The sequence below is a fragment of the Ochrobactrum sp. Marseille-Q0166 genome, assembly GCF_014397025.1.
Taxonomy (GTDB): Bacteria; Pseudomonadota; Alphaproteobacteria; order Rhizobiales; family Rhizobiaceae; genus Brucella.
Window position 1 is genome coordinate 2,232,771 of record NZ_JACJUO010000001.1, and the last position, 12,865, is coordinate 2,245,635.

The following is a 12,865-nucleotide window of genomic DNA, read 5'->3' on the forward strand; positions in this document are numbered from 1 at the left end:
TTATTCGGCAGCAGTGGAACGCTGATGCAGCGCGCTCGATAAAAGAGCGCGCAAAGCGGCCGGTCGCAAGGGCTTGTTCAGCACTGTTACGTTCTCTTCCTCAGCCCGCTTGCGGACTTCTTTAGACCGATCGGCTGTCAGAAGTGTTGCAGAGACTTCGCAGCCAAAACTCTCACGCGCAAAGCCGATCATATCCAGCCCGTTTTCATGGTCGAGATGATAGTCAGCAATGATGATGTCTGGCGGAACCTCCCGCTCAACACAATAGACCTTCAGGCCAGAACCGCCGCGCAGCGTTGTCACATTACAGCCCCAGCCAGTCAGCAAGGTATCCATACCGGCCAGAATATTGGCGTCGTTATCAATGCAGAGCACATCAAGCCCGGCGAGACTTGATGCACGCTTCAAGCCTTTTCGGCTGGCAATTTCCTCAACCGGCACCGCTTCGTGGCTCACGGGGATACGAATAGAAAAAATACTGCCCTTTCCGGGCGTAGACGTGAAGGTCAGCGGCAATTCGAGTATGCGCGTAATGCGATCAACGATGGACAAGCCAAGTCCCAAACCTTCCGCTTCACGCATGCCTTCATCCAGACGCGTGAACTCGCGGAACACCAGTTTCAGTTTCTGCTCCGGAATGCCAATCCCGGTATCAAGCACCTGCAGTTCAACAAAATCACCTCGGCGGCGAACACCAAACAGAATTCCGCCTTTTCGACTATATTTAATCGCATTGGAAACCAGATTCTGGATAACGCGACGCAGCATATTGCGATCCGTCTTGACCACGATACTTGATGGAACCACGCGCAGCTTCAGTCCCTTCTTGCGTGCCATTGGCGTGAAATCAGTCGCAATCTGGCTCAAAAGCCGGTCGAGACGGAACACCGTTTCCTCCGGCTTCAACGCGCCTGTATCCAGACGCGAAATATCGAGCACCATGCCCAGAATAGCTTCGACCGATTCAAGTGAAGAATCGATGTTGCGTGCCAACTGGCTGGTTTCAGCGCGGCCAAGTTTTTCGGCCAGAGCTGTACTGTAGAGACGCGCCGCATTGAGCGGTTGAAGAATGTCATGGCCCGCCGCCGCCAGAAAGCGTGTTTTGCCAAGGTTGGCTTCTTCGGCGACACTCTGCGCTTTGGCCAGTTTCTGGTTCACCAGCGTCAGTTCCGCAGTCCGGTCCACAACGCGCTGTTCGAGCACCTCCGCTTCATGCTGACGCATTCTATCGGCTTCAACCTCGGCAGTAATGTCGGTATATGTCGCAACAAGCCCACCATCCGGCATCGGATTGGAGTTGATTTCGAGCACCTTTCCCGTGGACTTCAGCGTAAGCCGCCAGGGTTGACGAAGGGTCGCCAGTGAGCGGATCGCTGCATTCTGCGCATTCGCATTCAAATCTCCGCTGCGTACCAGATGCTCAACTATTTCGGATACCGGAATGCTGACCTGCATCACCTCATCAGGCAAATCCAACAGTTTTCTGAACTGACGGTTCCAGCATGTCAGCCGCAAATCCTTATCGAGCACTGTGATGCCCTGATCCATCTGATCAAGAGCAATCTGCAACAGATCGCGATTCTGTTGCAAAGCGACAGAAGCATCGTCGAGCAATTGCCGCGCATCACGCGCCGATGCATCATTGCGCTTAAACAGCAAAGACAAGACCAGACGCGCTGATGAAGAGCCGACTGCCGTTCCGAGCAACTGTTCCGCATAACGGATCAGCGGCGTGTCAACCATCATGCCGGGATCAAGCTTGCGTTGCTCACGCCCTTCAAAGCGAATGAAAGCGCGTTCAACACGTTCAGCGCCAAGATAACGCGACATGGTGGCTTTCAGTTCTTCGACCGTTACAGTCGTGCGAAAGCGCTTGAGCGTTGGTGTTGCAATCGAATAACGTGGCAGGAAAATACTGGCCTGAATGCGCTCCAATGGTGTGGAGGAGCGCGAAAGCGAGCCAAGAATATAAAACAGCGTATTGACGGCAAGGCTCCAGATCACTCCATGGGTAAGTGGCAGGGCTTCCGTGCCAAAAAGGGCCTCGGGCCGCAGCATGGTAAAGCCAAGCAAACCATGACGCAGAATGGCTGCATCTTGAGGCGCAACCGTTGGCAGTAACAGCGTATAGGCCCAGATCAGGAAACCGGCTGAAAGACCCAGCATCGCGCCGCGCCCGTTTGCATTGCGCCAGAACAATCCGCCAATGAACGACGGGACAAACTGCGCAATCGCTGCAAACGAGATAAGACCGATCGAAGCGAGATGTATATTGTTCGACGACATGCGGTAATAGGCGAAGGCCAATGCCAGAATAGCGACAATCGTCAGCCGCCGCGTGTTGAGAATGATCATTGTCAGATCACGCTGTTCAGTCGGGTAACGCAAAGCCAGCCAACGAATAATCAACGGCAAAACAAGGTGGTTGGAGATCATGATCGACAGCGCCACACAAGCAACAATCACCATCGCAGTTGCGGCGGAAAGACCTCCAAGGAATGCGATCAGCGCCAGCGAATGCGCGCCGGCGGAGAGCGGCAAGGCCAACACATAGAGATCACCGCTCACCGTATTTCCAAGCGTCATCACACCGATCAGCGCAATCGGAAACACGAAGATGTTGATCAGGATCAGATAGAGCGGGAACAACCAGGACGCCGTGCGTAATTCTTTTTCACTGCGGCTTTCAACGACCGTCACATGAAACTGGCGCGGCAGCATGATGATCGCGGCTGCACTCAACATGGTATGCACGATCCACGTGCCGATCGAAGTTTCATAGTGAAAAGCATCGAGTGCGGCTGAGGATTGTGAAATCTTTTCAATCAACTCGCCCGGCGAACCGAACAGAAAAAACGTGCAGGCCAAACCGACTGTCAGAAACGCACAGAGCTTGATGACTGATTCAAGCGCGACAGCCAGAATAAGCCCGTTCTGGTGTTCGGTCGCATCGGTATGACGCGTGCCGAAAAGAATGGCGAAAACAGCCAAAACCGCCGCAACGGGCAATGAAATATCGCCGAACACAAAGGATGATGGATCAAAAGCGGAGCCGTAATGCTCCATAATCAGACCAACGCTACCGGAAACGGCTTTGAGTTGCAGCGCGATATAAGGAATGGAGCCGACAGCGGCAATACAGGTGGCAAGGGACGCAACGCCGAAGCTCTTGCCATAACGGGCTGCCAGAAAATCGGCGATGGAGGTGATATGTTCGGCTTTGGCAAGTCGCACAATGTGGCGCAGCAGCCGATTGCCAAGCGTGAAAACCAGAATAGGCCCGATATAGATGCCCAAAAATTCCAGTCCGCGCTGCGCAGACAGACCGACCGAGCCGAAGAAAGTCCATGACGTACAGTAGACGGCGAGGCTGAGCGCATAGATATAAGGGCGCGGAGCACTGCTCCAGCGCGCAGTACGGCGATCACCGATGCTTGCCACAGCAAACAACATCAGCAGATACAGAAATGCGACGCCTAAAATTCCCCAGCCCTGCATTGCCGGACTTTCCTCCCCACCTGTTAAGCCCCTATTGAGCAAACAGATGTGGGAAGGCAAGCATTTTCAGCGAAGGTACGCAAGAGCTACCATAGGGGCATAAGGTTATTGCTGCGCGCCAGCGGCCGGTTTTTCAGGCTCGCTGTCAAAGCTCTTTGCCACATCCATGAATCGGCGCATGAAGCGTTCCATATAGCCCAGTGACTGTTCGAACTCTGCTTCCGAAGGCAACTTGGAAGGCGTGGCTGATGCCGTACCTGACTGGATTGCCGCAAGCCTGTCCTCAAGTTTTTTCACCCGGTCCTGCAAATCGGAAATGTCGTTCTCATAAGCTTCACGGTCTTCGGTTGCCATCTTGCAAATGAGCTGTCCCTGCTGCTCATTACAGACCGAAAGCGCGCCTGTTCGTGTATCAAGCCGTACATAACCGGTCTCGGTACCCTCCAGACGATAACGCCCGTTTTCCTGTGCCAAAGCACTGCTCGCAACAAAGCTTAACCCAAGCATTGAAGTGACAGCCAGTGTGCGAGTGAGTAGCATATTTTTCCCAGTCATGGTTCTGTCTCCTTAGCAGGCTGTTTCGGCCCGGAACTTATCATATGGGAGCTATGCAAGAAAAACGAACAAGTCATGCTTTGATTTTATCATTATTTCGGGCTAGAGAGCAGCCATGACCAAAACGACCATCTACAAGATCGCCACGCGCGATCTCTGGGCGCAGGCAGAAAAGGCTGGTAATTTTACCGGAGCACCGGTTGATATTACCGATGGCTATATCCATTTCTCCACCAGTGAACAGGTGCGCGAAACAGCCGCCAAGCATTTTGCCGGGCAAACGGATCTGCTGCTGGTAAGCGTGGATGCAGAGGCATTAGGCGATGCGCTGAAATATGAAACGTCGCGCGGCGGGGCTTTGTTTCCGCATCTTTATGCAGTGCTGCCGCTATCGGCAGTGACAAAGGTCGAGCCCTTGCCGCTCGACGACAATGGTCTCCACAGATTCCCGGAGCTTAAAGACAAATGAGCGGACTTTTTGAACTTTTTGGGCGACGTGCATTGTTTACGCTCGACGCCGAGCAAGCGCATGGTCTGTCCATTGCGGGTCTGAAAACAGGCATTGTCACCTGCAATCGTGCGAACGATCCAGCTCTTAGCGTCAAGATCGCTGGGCTACAGTTTCCAAACCCGGTCGGCATGGCCGCAGGTTTCGACAAAAATGCCGAAGTGCCAGACGCGCTTTTGAAGATCGGCTTTGGCTTCACCGAAGTGGGCACCATCACGCCGCGTCCGCAGAGCGGCAATCCGCGTCCGCGTATTTTCCGCCTGGTGGATGATCGCGCTGTCATCAACCGTCTTGGCTTCAACAATGAAGGCCATGACGCAGCGTTCAAGCGCTTGTCACAGCGCGCTGGCAAAAGCGGCATTGTCGGCGTCAATATCGGTGCCAACAAGGATGCCGACGACCGCATCGGCGACTATGTTGCGGGTATCCGCAAATTCTATCAATTGGCACGATATTTCACAGTCAACATCTCCTCGCCCAACACGCCAGGTCTGCGCAATCTGCAATCGCGCGATGCGCTTCGTGAATTGCTCTCGCGCGTGCTTGCCGCACGCGATGAAGAAGGCAAGATGTGCACGCTGAAACGTCCGGTTTTTCTGAAAATCGCGCCGGATCTTGCAGACGAAGAGCTTGATGATATTGCAGCAGAAGCGTTACAGCAGAAGCTCGACGGAATTATCGTTTCCAACACGACGCTTTCGCGCAATGGCCTCAACAGCAGCGAAAATCGTGAAGAAACGGGCGGCCTTTCGGGTGCCCCGCTTTTCGAGCGTTCGACTGTCATTCTGGCACGTATGCGCGAACGCGTGGGTGCCGACATGCCGCTGATCGGCGTGGGCGGTATCGACAGTGCCGAAACGGCTCTGACCAAGATCAAAGCGGGTGCTGATCTCGTCCAGCTTTATACCGGCATGATCTATCGCGGCCCCGGTCTTGCATCAGAGATCGTGCGCGGACTATCGAAGGCTGTAAAAGCCGAAGGTGTGGCCAGTATTTCTGATCTGCGTGACCGCGACACCGAAGAATGGGCCGCGCGCCGCCTCCCAGATTAAACGTCTCCTGAGCATGTTCTTATCCCGAAAACCGGCTCCGCCTTTTCGGGATTATGCTTTGAAAAACTCTGCCTTATAGCGGCGCGGCAGCAGCGCCAGAAGCGTGATGCCGCGGATCGACAAGAACAGATTGATTGCCAGCCAAAGCCCGTGGTTTCCCATCACGGGCTTTACTGCATAAAGCACAGCTAAAAAGAATATCAGCGAGAAGAACATCATGTTGCGCATATCGCGCGACCACGTTGCACCGATATAAACACCGTCCATATGGAATGCGAGCAGGCCGGTAAGCCCCGTTAATGCCGCCCATGGCAGGTATCTGATCGCCTCATCGCGCACGTCTTCGGCCTTGGACAGAAGGCCGATAATCACATCGCCAAAGATCAGCAAAATCAGCGCAATGATGGCTGACATGACCAGTCCCCAGACGAAGGTGAGCTTTGCCCCACGCACAAAAGCGGGGCTATAATGCGCACCGACCGAACGACCGACAATCTGCTCGACAGCGGCTGCCATTCCATCCAGAAAAAAGCCACAGATGAGAAAGAAATTCATCAAAACCGCGTTCGCTGCGAGCGTGACCGGACCAAGCTCGGAACCGGCACGTGTAAAATAGGCAAATGCGGTGAGCAGCAGGATTGAGCGGATCATAATATCGCGGTTGAGCGCAACCATCCGCACAAGACCCTGCTTGTCGAAGATGCGCGTCCAGTCGGGTTTACGTCCCGTCGAGCGATTAAAGTGTCGCGCAACAAGCGTCAGGCCGACGATGGCAGCAACTGTTTCCCCCGTCACCGTTGCCCAGGCCACACCGGCCACACCCCATTCAAGCTCCAGACCCAGCACAATGCAGAGTACAATATTGATGCCGTTAATCAGCACCTGAAGACTTAGGCCGAGAATACCCTGCCCGCGCCCAAGCAACAGGCCCAATACGGAATAATTAATCAGCGCCACTGGCGCAGAAAGCATTCGGATCGACACATATGTCACCATTGCTTCCCGTGTGGCGGGTGTGGGATGGATAAAATCAGACGCAATGGTCAGCACGAGCGGCAGGCTCAGGATCATCAGCAAACCCGCCACAATTGCTACAATAATAGCCCGCCAGAAGATCGCCTGTTCTTCAGCCCTATCGCCTGCGCCCATTGCCTGCGCGACAAGGCCAGTCGTGCCTGAACGCAAAAAGCTGAACATGGTCAGAAGAAAGTCAAAGACCAGCGCACCAATTGCCAGTCCGCCAATCAGTTCGGCCTGCCCCATCTGACCGACCACGCCCATATCCACCAGCCCAAGCAAAGGTGTGGTGACAGCAGCCAATGTCATCGGCACGGCGATCATCATCACCATGCGATGGGTCACTTCAAAAGGTCTGGAAACAATGCTCTTATCGTGCAGCATCTGATCCCCGGCTTTCCCGATCTTCCAACAAGATAAGGAAAATCTCTATGCTGGAATCATTCAAAACAACAGCGAATTCGGCCACCGCATTGTCGCAGCCCTGACAGCCTTATGTCAGGAGAGTTTTCAATTCAGGATGCGTTCGGAATGCGCGCAATAACCTTGATCTCGAAGTCAAACCCAGCAAGCCAGTTTACCCCCACAGCTGTCCAGTTCGGATAAGGCTTTTGAGCAAATATACGCGCCTTGACATCCATGATTTCGGCAAACTGGTTCTGCGGATCGGTATGGAATGTCGTCACGTCCACAATGTCGTCGAAGGTACAGCCTGCAGCCGTCAACACACTGCGCAAATTGTCGAAGGCGCGTTCGAGCTGTGCCTTGAATTCGGGTTCAGGCGAACCATCTTCGCGGCTGCCCACTTGTCCGGATACGAAAAGCAGATCGCCGGAACGAATGGCGGCCGAGTAGCCATTTTGTTCGTAAAGGTCCTGGCGACCTTCGGGAAATATAGCGGTGCGGCTCATCGAATATCCTTTCGGTCTGGGCTCAGGTCCATAGTTTTGATATACGTCACGTATGTGTATTTCACATACGCACCGTATGTCAATGCCGGAGACTTGCATGCCCCCGAAGTCACGTGTCCAAACCATGATGGAAAACCGCCAATTGCTGCTCAATGCAGCGCGGAAAGCCTTTGCCGATAAAGGGTTTGCAGGCGCATCCATGGATGATCTCACCGCCGAAGCGGGACTTACACGCGGTGCGCTGTATCATAATTTTGGCGACAAAAAGGGGCTGCTGGCCGCTGTCGTTGCACAGATCGACGGGGAAATGGCGGCACACGCCAAACGGGCGGCTTCGGTGAATGCTGACCCTTGGGAAGCGCTGATGACCGAAGCTGTTACCTATATAGAGATGGCGCTACAGCCGGAAGTGCAGCGGATCGTCCTTCTCGACGGTCCGGCTTTTCTCGGCGATCCCTCGCAATGGCCCAGTCAGAATGCCTGCCTCGACGTGACGCGCAAAACGGTTGCCGTTCTGGTTGCAGATGGCGTTCTCAAACCCGTCGATGTGGATGCTGCGGCGCGCCTGTTAAGTGGCGCAGCCATGAATGCGGCACTTTGGGTTGCCGCCAGCGAAAGCCCGGCCTCTGATTTGAAAAAAGCTATCGATGTTTTTCAACATCTGGCGTCCGGGCTATTGGCTGAACAGAGAAATTAAAGCCCCAGCATCATCGCCCAATAGAGGCGACGCGGATTATTCTCAGGCGTCGCCCATGCCAGCCCATAATGCCCGAAGGTCGGATCGAGCATGTTTTTGCGATGCCCCGGCGATTTCATCCACGCGTCAAAAACCGCCTGCGTGTTGGGTTGACCAGCCGCCACATTTTCAGCCGCAGGCCCACGAATGCCAGCCTGCTTGAGCCGTGAGACAAATCCATTGCCCCAGCCAACCGAGTGTCCGATCTTGCCAAAGCTTGCCATACGGCGCGCCTGATAAAGTGCCGCCTTTTCAAGCTTGCTGTCAGTGGCCATGGATGACAGGCCATTGGCCTTGCGTATCTGATTGAACAATGCCGTCGGATCAACGTCGCCCGCGGCAGCTTCAGCAAAGCCCTTCGGTAGGGCTGCGTAGGCCAGCGCACCACCGGCAAGAATCAGAAATCCACGGCGCGAAAGAGTGAAACTATTGTTCTGCTGCATTTTCATTTTCCCGAACTATCGCTTATTTGCGATAGCTCAGGATTCGGAGCAAAATAAAGACAGGAATAACCACAGCCGCGCCAAGAATAAGATAATCGGCAAAACCTGCAATGGCAGAGAAGCCCATATTCCAAAGACGCAGAACAAAATCGCGGATACCATAGAGAATATCGTAAGGCGTCCAGTGGAACGCGCTCATCACCACGCCAACAACCAGCGAGATCAGCACAAGCTTGATCAACACGCGCGCAGGCGTATCGCCAAGAAATCGGTTCACACCATCAGACATGCAAATCTCCAGTATTCTGTCACCTGCCAAAGTGGCAGTTTCGCCGCGGAAAATAGGTGCTCCCAGCAGGATTCGCAAGTAAGCTTGGAAAATCATCGCTGTTTGCGATAATCGCGTGGCGGCTTCTGCTTCTGGCGAACAAACGAACGGTTCATGCTGCGCGTGTCGGTAAATCCGCTGGCGACGGCCACTTCCAGTAACGATAGCCCGGTTTCGGACAAAAGCTCCCGCGCCTTCTTGACCCGCAATTCTTCACGCACCTCAAACGCCGTGCGCCCCACCGCCATGCGGAAACCACGCTCCATCTGACGCACCGAAATGCCAAGCTTTCGCGCCACATCGATCATTGGAACCGGTTCTTCCAGCGTTTCTTCGAAAATACGGATGGCCTTGCGGATCATCGGCGAACGTACGCCATTGAAGCTCAATGCCGGCTGCTCAGAACGCACCAGTTCATACGGGATCATAAGGATCGACGCGCTTTTGCGCGCCAGCTCCTCGGAGATTTCATTCTGGATGATCGAAAGTGAAAGCGATGCCGCGCCCAGGCCACCCGCACAGGTATAATGCCGGCCGCTGCGATGAAAAAGGCTCGTTGTATCGGCGGTATAGCCATCGAAAAGATCTAGAAAATCATCGCGGTGGAACCAGCTGACACAACAGTTTCGATCATCAAGCAAGCCGCCCTCGGCCAGCAGGAAAGCCGCCGTGCAAAGCCCTACAACCGTCTTGCCGCGCTTGTCGGCACGCTTGATGAGATCAATCAAAGCCTGCTGGCGCGGACGATATTGCGCAAGCAAACCGCCCACAACTGCTACATAATCGCACTCATCCAGCTCACCGATGGCTGCTGTAGGTTCGATCACCATGCCGGAGCTGGATGTGACCGGATCGCCCGACAATGTGCAGATTTTCCAGGCACATCTGATCTGGCGGCTTTTATCACGGTCATCTGCCGCCAGACGAAAGGGATCGAGGAAGAGGCTCAGCGCAGTGAGCGTAAAACCGGGCAACGCAACGATGCCGACAGACAGACGGCGCGGTGGCACATCGGTCGTGATTTCCCGAGCCTCATCCTTCCCATTTCTCACTTACGCAGTCCTCCACCACATCCCACTTTATACGAACGGGATCAGGAAGAACGCAATCACCTGAAATGCTTGGAGAGCTTAAGTTGCTGCGCCTGATAGTTCGATCCCAGATCGATGCCATAGAGCGCCTTCGGGCGATTCAACATATGCTCATAAACAAGACGGCCGACAATCTGGCCATGTTCGAGAATGAACGGGACTTCATGACTGCGCACTTCCAGAACCGCACGACTTCCTGTTCCACCAGCAGCGGTGTGACCGAAGCCCGGATCAAAGAAGCCTGCATAATGCACACGGAATTCACCGACCAGCGGGTCGAAAGGCGTCATTTCCGCTGCAAAAAGCGGCGGCACATGCACCGCCTCGCGCGAAACGAGAATATAGAACTCATCCGGGTCCAGCACCAGTTCGCGCGAACCGCGATCATAGATTGGTTCCCAAAAGTCGAGAACATCGTGCGCCGCACGCTGATCGACGTCCACAACCGCCGTATGGTGCTTGCCGCGATAACCGATCAGCTTGTCCTTATCGCCCGAAAGATCGACCGAAAGCGCGATACCGCCGCCGGAGATATTGGGCTGTTCTGCCGCCACAAGCGTCTCACTCTGATGCAGTGTGGAAAGTTCCGCTTCGGTCAATTGTGCGCGGCCCTGACGGAAACGGATTTGCGACAGCCGCGAACCGGTACGAGCGACAATCGGGAAAGTGCGCGGGCTGACTTCGAGATAAAGGGGGCCTTTATAGCCAGCTGGCACCTTGTCGAATTCCTGCGCACCATCGGCGATGACGCGTGTGAAGATATCAAGGCGTCCGGTCGAACTTTTCGGATTGGCGGAAGCCGACAATTCCGGTGAAAGTGCCAGGCTTTCAAGCAAAGGCACGATATAGACGCAGCCGGTTTCGAGCACTGCCCCGGCGGTCAGATCAATCTCATGAAGTTTGAGACGTTCAAGCTTGTCGATAACCGGCGTACCCGGGCCCGGCATGAAGGATGCGCGCACACGATAGGCTTTCGCACCCAGCCGCAAATCAAGGCTTGCGGGCTGAATCTGATCGGCATCCAATGGACGCGGAGATTGGAGCAAACCGCTTTCAAAGAGTGCTGCAATATCCGCATCTGCCAGAATTCCTGCTTCCCTCTGCGTCATGCCACTCAACTCCGTGAATTACTTAAAATCGGTCTATGACCATTGACCGTTCAAAGCCCTGCTGCCAACCCCTCAAACCCCATAGTTTGCGGGTTTTCCGCAGGAAAGAGAGAGCCCACCCCCTTAGCAGCCCAGAGTTTTCGTCAAAACTGTCCTTCCAAGCATTGACGGCCCCGCTCAAGAGGCATAAGGAAAAAGTGTTCCGTGGTGATTTGGCCGGCCGGCTTGCAGCCACGTTAAAGAATTCGCTAAAATAAGGCCGCGGTTCGTTACCGGCCTTTTGCGTGTTCGCGAGGCCGGTTTTTTATTGGCCGCCGAGGCATTTCCAGGCCCCGGCCGACCAGCTTTCGACAGGTTGGAAAAAATGACGAATAAGACTACGCGTAAGTTACGCCCGGCAACGCAGCTCGTTCATGCAGGATCGCTGCGTTCAGGCTTTGCAGAGTTGTCCGAAGCCCTCTATCTGACGCAGGGCTTTCTCTACCCGACGGCAGAAGCCGCAGAAGCGCGCTTCAAAGGTGAAGACCCAGGGTTCATCTATTCGCGTTATGCCAACCCAACCACCGACATGTTTGAAAAGCGGATGTGCGCACTGGAAGGTGCAGAGGATGCGCGCGCCTTCACCTCCGGCATGTCGGCAGTCGCCGCATCCATTCTCTGTCAGGTACAGGCTGGCGACCACGTCATCTGCGCACGTGCCGTTTTCGGCTCATCGCGTTACATCATTGAGACGCTGCTGCCACGCTATGGCGTCGAGTATTCGATCATCGACGGCTCGAAGATTGCAAACTGGAAAGCTGCCGTTCGTCCAAACACCAAAGTCATGCTGCTCGAAAGCCCGTCCAATCCGACGCTTGAGGTTATCGACATTGCAGCTGTGGCCAACATTGCCAATGAAATCGGTGCAAAGCTGATCGTTGATAACGTGTTTGCAACACCGCTTTACCAGAAGCCTCTGGAACTCGGCGCGCATATCGTTGTCTATTCGACCACCAAGCATATTGACGGTCAGGGCCGGTGTCTCGGCGGGATCATTCTTTCCGATCAGGAATGGACCGAAGAAGTTCTGCAGCCATACTTCCGTCATACCGGCCCCGGCATGAGCCCGTTCAATGCATGGATCATGCTGAAGGGCCTTGAGACGCTTGGCGTTCGCGTGCGCCAGCAGACACAATCGGCTGCAGCTGTTGCCGATGCGCTGGCCGGGCAGGCAGGTGTGAAGCAGGTCATCTATCCGGGCCGCGCCGACCACCCGCAGGCTGACATCATCGCTCGCCAGATGAGCGGCGGCTCGACACTCATCGCACTGGAACTCGAAGGCGGCAAGGAAGCTGCGTTCAAGTTCGAAAATGCCCTTCAGGTGTTCAGTATTTCCAACAATCTGGGTGACGCAAAGAGCATCATCACCCATCCAGCAACAACGACGCATCAGAGCCTCTCGGACGAAGCACGCGCAGAACTCGGCATTTCTGACGGCATGTTGCGCATCTCTGTCGGCCTTGAAGATCAGGACGATCTGGTCGAGGACGTTCTGGAAGCGCTTGCTGCCGCTCGCTAACAAAGATCATCGCATTTTGCTTCTTTAGAACGCCGTGCGTCCTTTCGGACGCACGGCGT

At 54.7% G+C, this 12,865-nt stretch carries 12 protein-coding genes and 1 riboswitch; of the genes, 4 read left to right on the forward strand and 8 right to left on the reverse strand.

Annotated elements, in window-relative coordinates:
- A complete protein-coding gene (locus H5024_RS10745; protein ID WP_187546302.1) occupies positions 1 to 3,498 on the reverse strand; it encodes a hybrid sensor histidine kinase/response regulator in 3,498 nt (1,165 codons plus the stop codon).
- Positions 3,499 to 3,603: 105 nt separating this feature from the next.
- A complete protein-coding gene (locus H5024_RS10750) occupies positions 3,604 to 4,053 on the reverse strand; it encodes a hypothetical protein (protein ID WP_187546305.1) in 450 nt (149 codons plus the stop codon).
- A 115-nt stretch (positions 4,054 to 4,168) separates the two neighbouring features.
- Between H5024_RS10750 and H5024_RS10755 the strand changes: the two genes are divergently transcribed.
- Together H5024_RS10755 and H5024_RS10760 are read left to right on the forward strand one after the other, a co-directional pair.
- Entirely contained in the window at positions 4,169 to 4,522 is a 354-nt protein-coding gene (locus H5024_RS10755) for a DUF952 domain-containing protein (protein WP_187546308.1), read from the forward strand.
- Complete coding sequence (locus H5024_RS10760; protein WP_187546309.1) at positions 4,519 to 5,613, forward strand: quinone-dependent dihydroorotate dehydrogenase; 1,095 nt, start codon at positions 4,519 to 4,521, stop codon at positions 5,611 to 5,613. The genes H5024_RS10755 and H5024_RS10760 overlap by 4 nt, the downstream gene beginning before the upstream one ends.
- 51 nt (positions 5,614 to 5,664) lie before the next feature.
- Here H5024_RS10760 and H5024_RS10765 read toward each other — a convergent pair whose 3' ends face one another.
- Both H5024_RS10765 and H5024_RS10770 read right to left on the reverse strand, forming a co-directional pair.
- The gene (locus H5024_RS10765; RefSeq protein ID WP_187546310.1) at positions 5,665 to 7,014 is read right to left on the reverse strand and encodes an MATE family efflux transporter; all 1,350 of its coding nucleotides are present in this window, start codon (positions 7,012 to 7,014) and stop codon (positions 5,665 to 5,667) included.
- 131 nt (positions 7,015 to 7,145) lie between these two features.
- The gene (locus H5024_RS10770) at positions 7,146 to 7,541 is read right to left on the reverse strand and encodes a RidA family protein (RefSeq protein WP_187546311.1); all 396 of its coding nucleotides are present in this window, start codon (positions 7,539 to 7,541) and stop codon (positions 7,146 to 7,148) included.
- Between the two features lie 97 nt (positions 7,542 to 7,638).
- Between H5024_RS10770 and H5024_RS10775 the strand changes: the two genes are divergently transcribed.
- On the forward strand, positions 7,639 to 8,238 hold the full coding sequence (locus H5024_RS10775; RefSeq protein WP_187546312.1) for a TetR/AcrR family transcriptional regulator: 600 nt from the start codon (positions 7,639 to 7,641) through the stop codon (positions 8,236 to 8,238).
- Here H5024_RS10775 and H5024_RS10780 read toward each other — a convergent pair.
- From H5024_RS10780 to H5024_RS10795, 4 genes are all read right to left on the reverse strand, one after another.
- Entirely contained in the window at positions 8,235 to 8,720 is a 486-nt protein-coding gene (locus H5024_RS10780; protein WP_187546314.1) for a CAP domain-containing protein, read from the reverse strand. The genes H5024_RS10775 and H5024_RS10780 overlap by 4 nt on opposite strands.
- A gap of 22 nt (positions 8,721 to 8,742) precedes the next feature.
- Positions 8,743 to 9,009: a DUF6460 domain-containing protein gene (locus tag H5024_RS10785; RefSeq protein WP_187546315.1), complete on the reverse strand. Its 267-nt coding sequence runs from the start codon at positions 9,007 to 9,009 to the stop codon at positions 8,743 to 8,745.
- Positions 9,010 to 9,101: 92 nt separating this feature from the next.
- Complete coding sequence (locus H5024_RS10790) at positions 9,102 to 10,100, reverse strand: GlxA family transcriptional regulator (RefSeq protein WP_187546316.1); 999 nt, start codon at positions 10,098 to 10,100, stop codon at positions 9,102 to 9,104.
- Between the two features lie 56 nt (positions 10,101 to 10,156).
- On the reverse strand, positions 10,157 to 11,248 hold the full coding sequence (locus H5024_RS10795) for a 2'-deoxycytidine 5'-triphosphate deaminase (protein WP_187546317.1): 1,092 nt from the start codon (positions 11,246 to 11,248) through the stop codon (positions 10,157 to 10,159).
- 194 nt (positions 11,249 to 11,442) lie between these two features.
- Positions 11,443 to 11,523: riboswitch (SAM riboswitch) on the forward strand.
- An 89-nt stretch (positions 11,524 to 11,612) separates the two neighbouring features.
- Here H5024_RS10795 and H5024_RS10800 point away from each other — a divergent pair.
- Positions 11,613 to 12,806 (forward strand): O-succinylhomoserine sulfhydrylase, encoded by a 1,194-nt coding sequence (locus H5024_RS10800; RefSeq protein WP_187546318.1) that lies wholly within the window; start codon positions 11,613 to 11,615, stop codon positions 12,804 to 12,806.
- The last annotated feature ends 59 nt before the right edge of the window (positions 12,807 to 12,865 follow it).

What these genes read in the sequence shown, in the direction of transcription:
- H5024_RS10745 (WP_187546302.1), bottom strand. Translation starts at nt 3,498, where the DNA reads ATGCAGGGCTGGGGAATTTTAGGCGTCGCATTTCTGTATCTGCTGATG.
- H5024_RS10780 (WP_187546314.1), bottom strand. Translation starts at nt 8,720, where the DNA reads ATGCAGCAGAACAATAGTTTCACTCTTTCGCGCCGTGGATTTCTGATT.
- H5024_RS10800 (WP_187546318.1), top strand. Translation starts at nt 11,613, where the DNA reads ATGACGAATAAGACTACGCGTAAGTTACGCCCGGCAACGCAGCTCGTT.
- H5024_RS10755 (WP_187546308.1), top strand. Translation starts at nt 4,169, where the DNA reads ATGACCAAAACGACCATCTACAAGATCGCCACGCGCGATCTCTGGGCG.
- H5024_RS10795 (WP_187546317.1), bottom strand. Translation starts at nt 11,248, where the DNA reads ATGACGCAGAGGGAAGCAGGAATTCTGGCAGATGCGGATATTGCAGCA.
- H5024_RS10765 (WP_187546310.1), bottom strand. Translation starts at nt 7,014, where the DNA reads ATGCTGCACGATAAGAGCATTGTTTCCAGACCTTTTGAAGTGACCCAT.
- H5024_RS10760 (WP_187546309.1), top strand. Translation starts at nt 4,519, where the DNA reads ATGAGCGGACTTTTTGAACTTTTTGGGCGACGTGCATTGTTTACGCTC.
- H5024_RS10750 (WP_187546305.1), bottom strand. Translation starts at nt 4,053, where the DNA reads ATGACTGGGAAAAATATGCTACTCACTCGCACACTGGCTGTCACTTCA.
- H5024_RS10770 (WP_187546311.1), bottom strand. Translation starts at nt 7,541, where the DNA reads ATGAGCCGCACCGCTATATTTCCCGAAGGTCGCCAGGACCTTTACGAA.
- H5024_RS10775 (WP_187546312.1), top strand. Translation starts at nt 7,639, where the DNA reads ATGCCCCCGAAGTCACGTGTCCAAACCATGATGGAAAACCGCCAATTG.
- H5024_RS10785 (WP_187546315.1), bottom strand. Translation starts at nt 9,009, where the DNA reads ATGTCTGATGGTGTGAACCGATTTCTTGGCGATACGCCTGCGCGCGTG.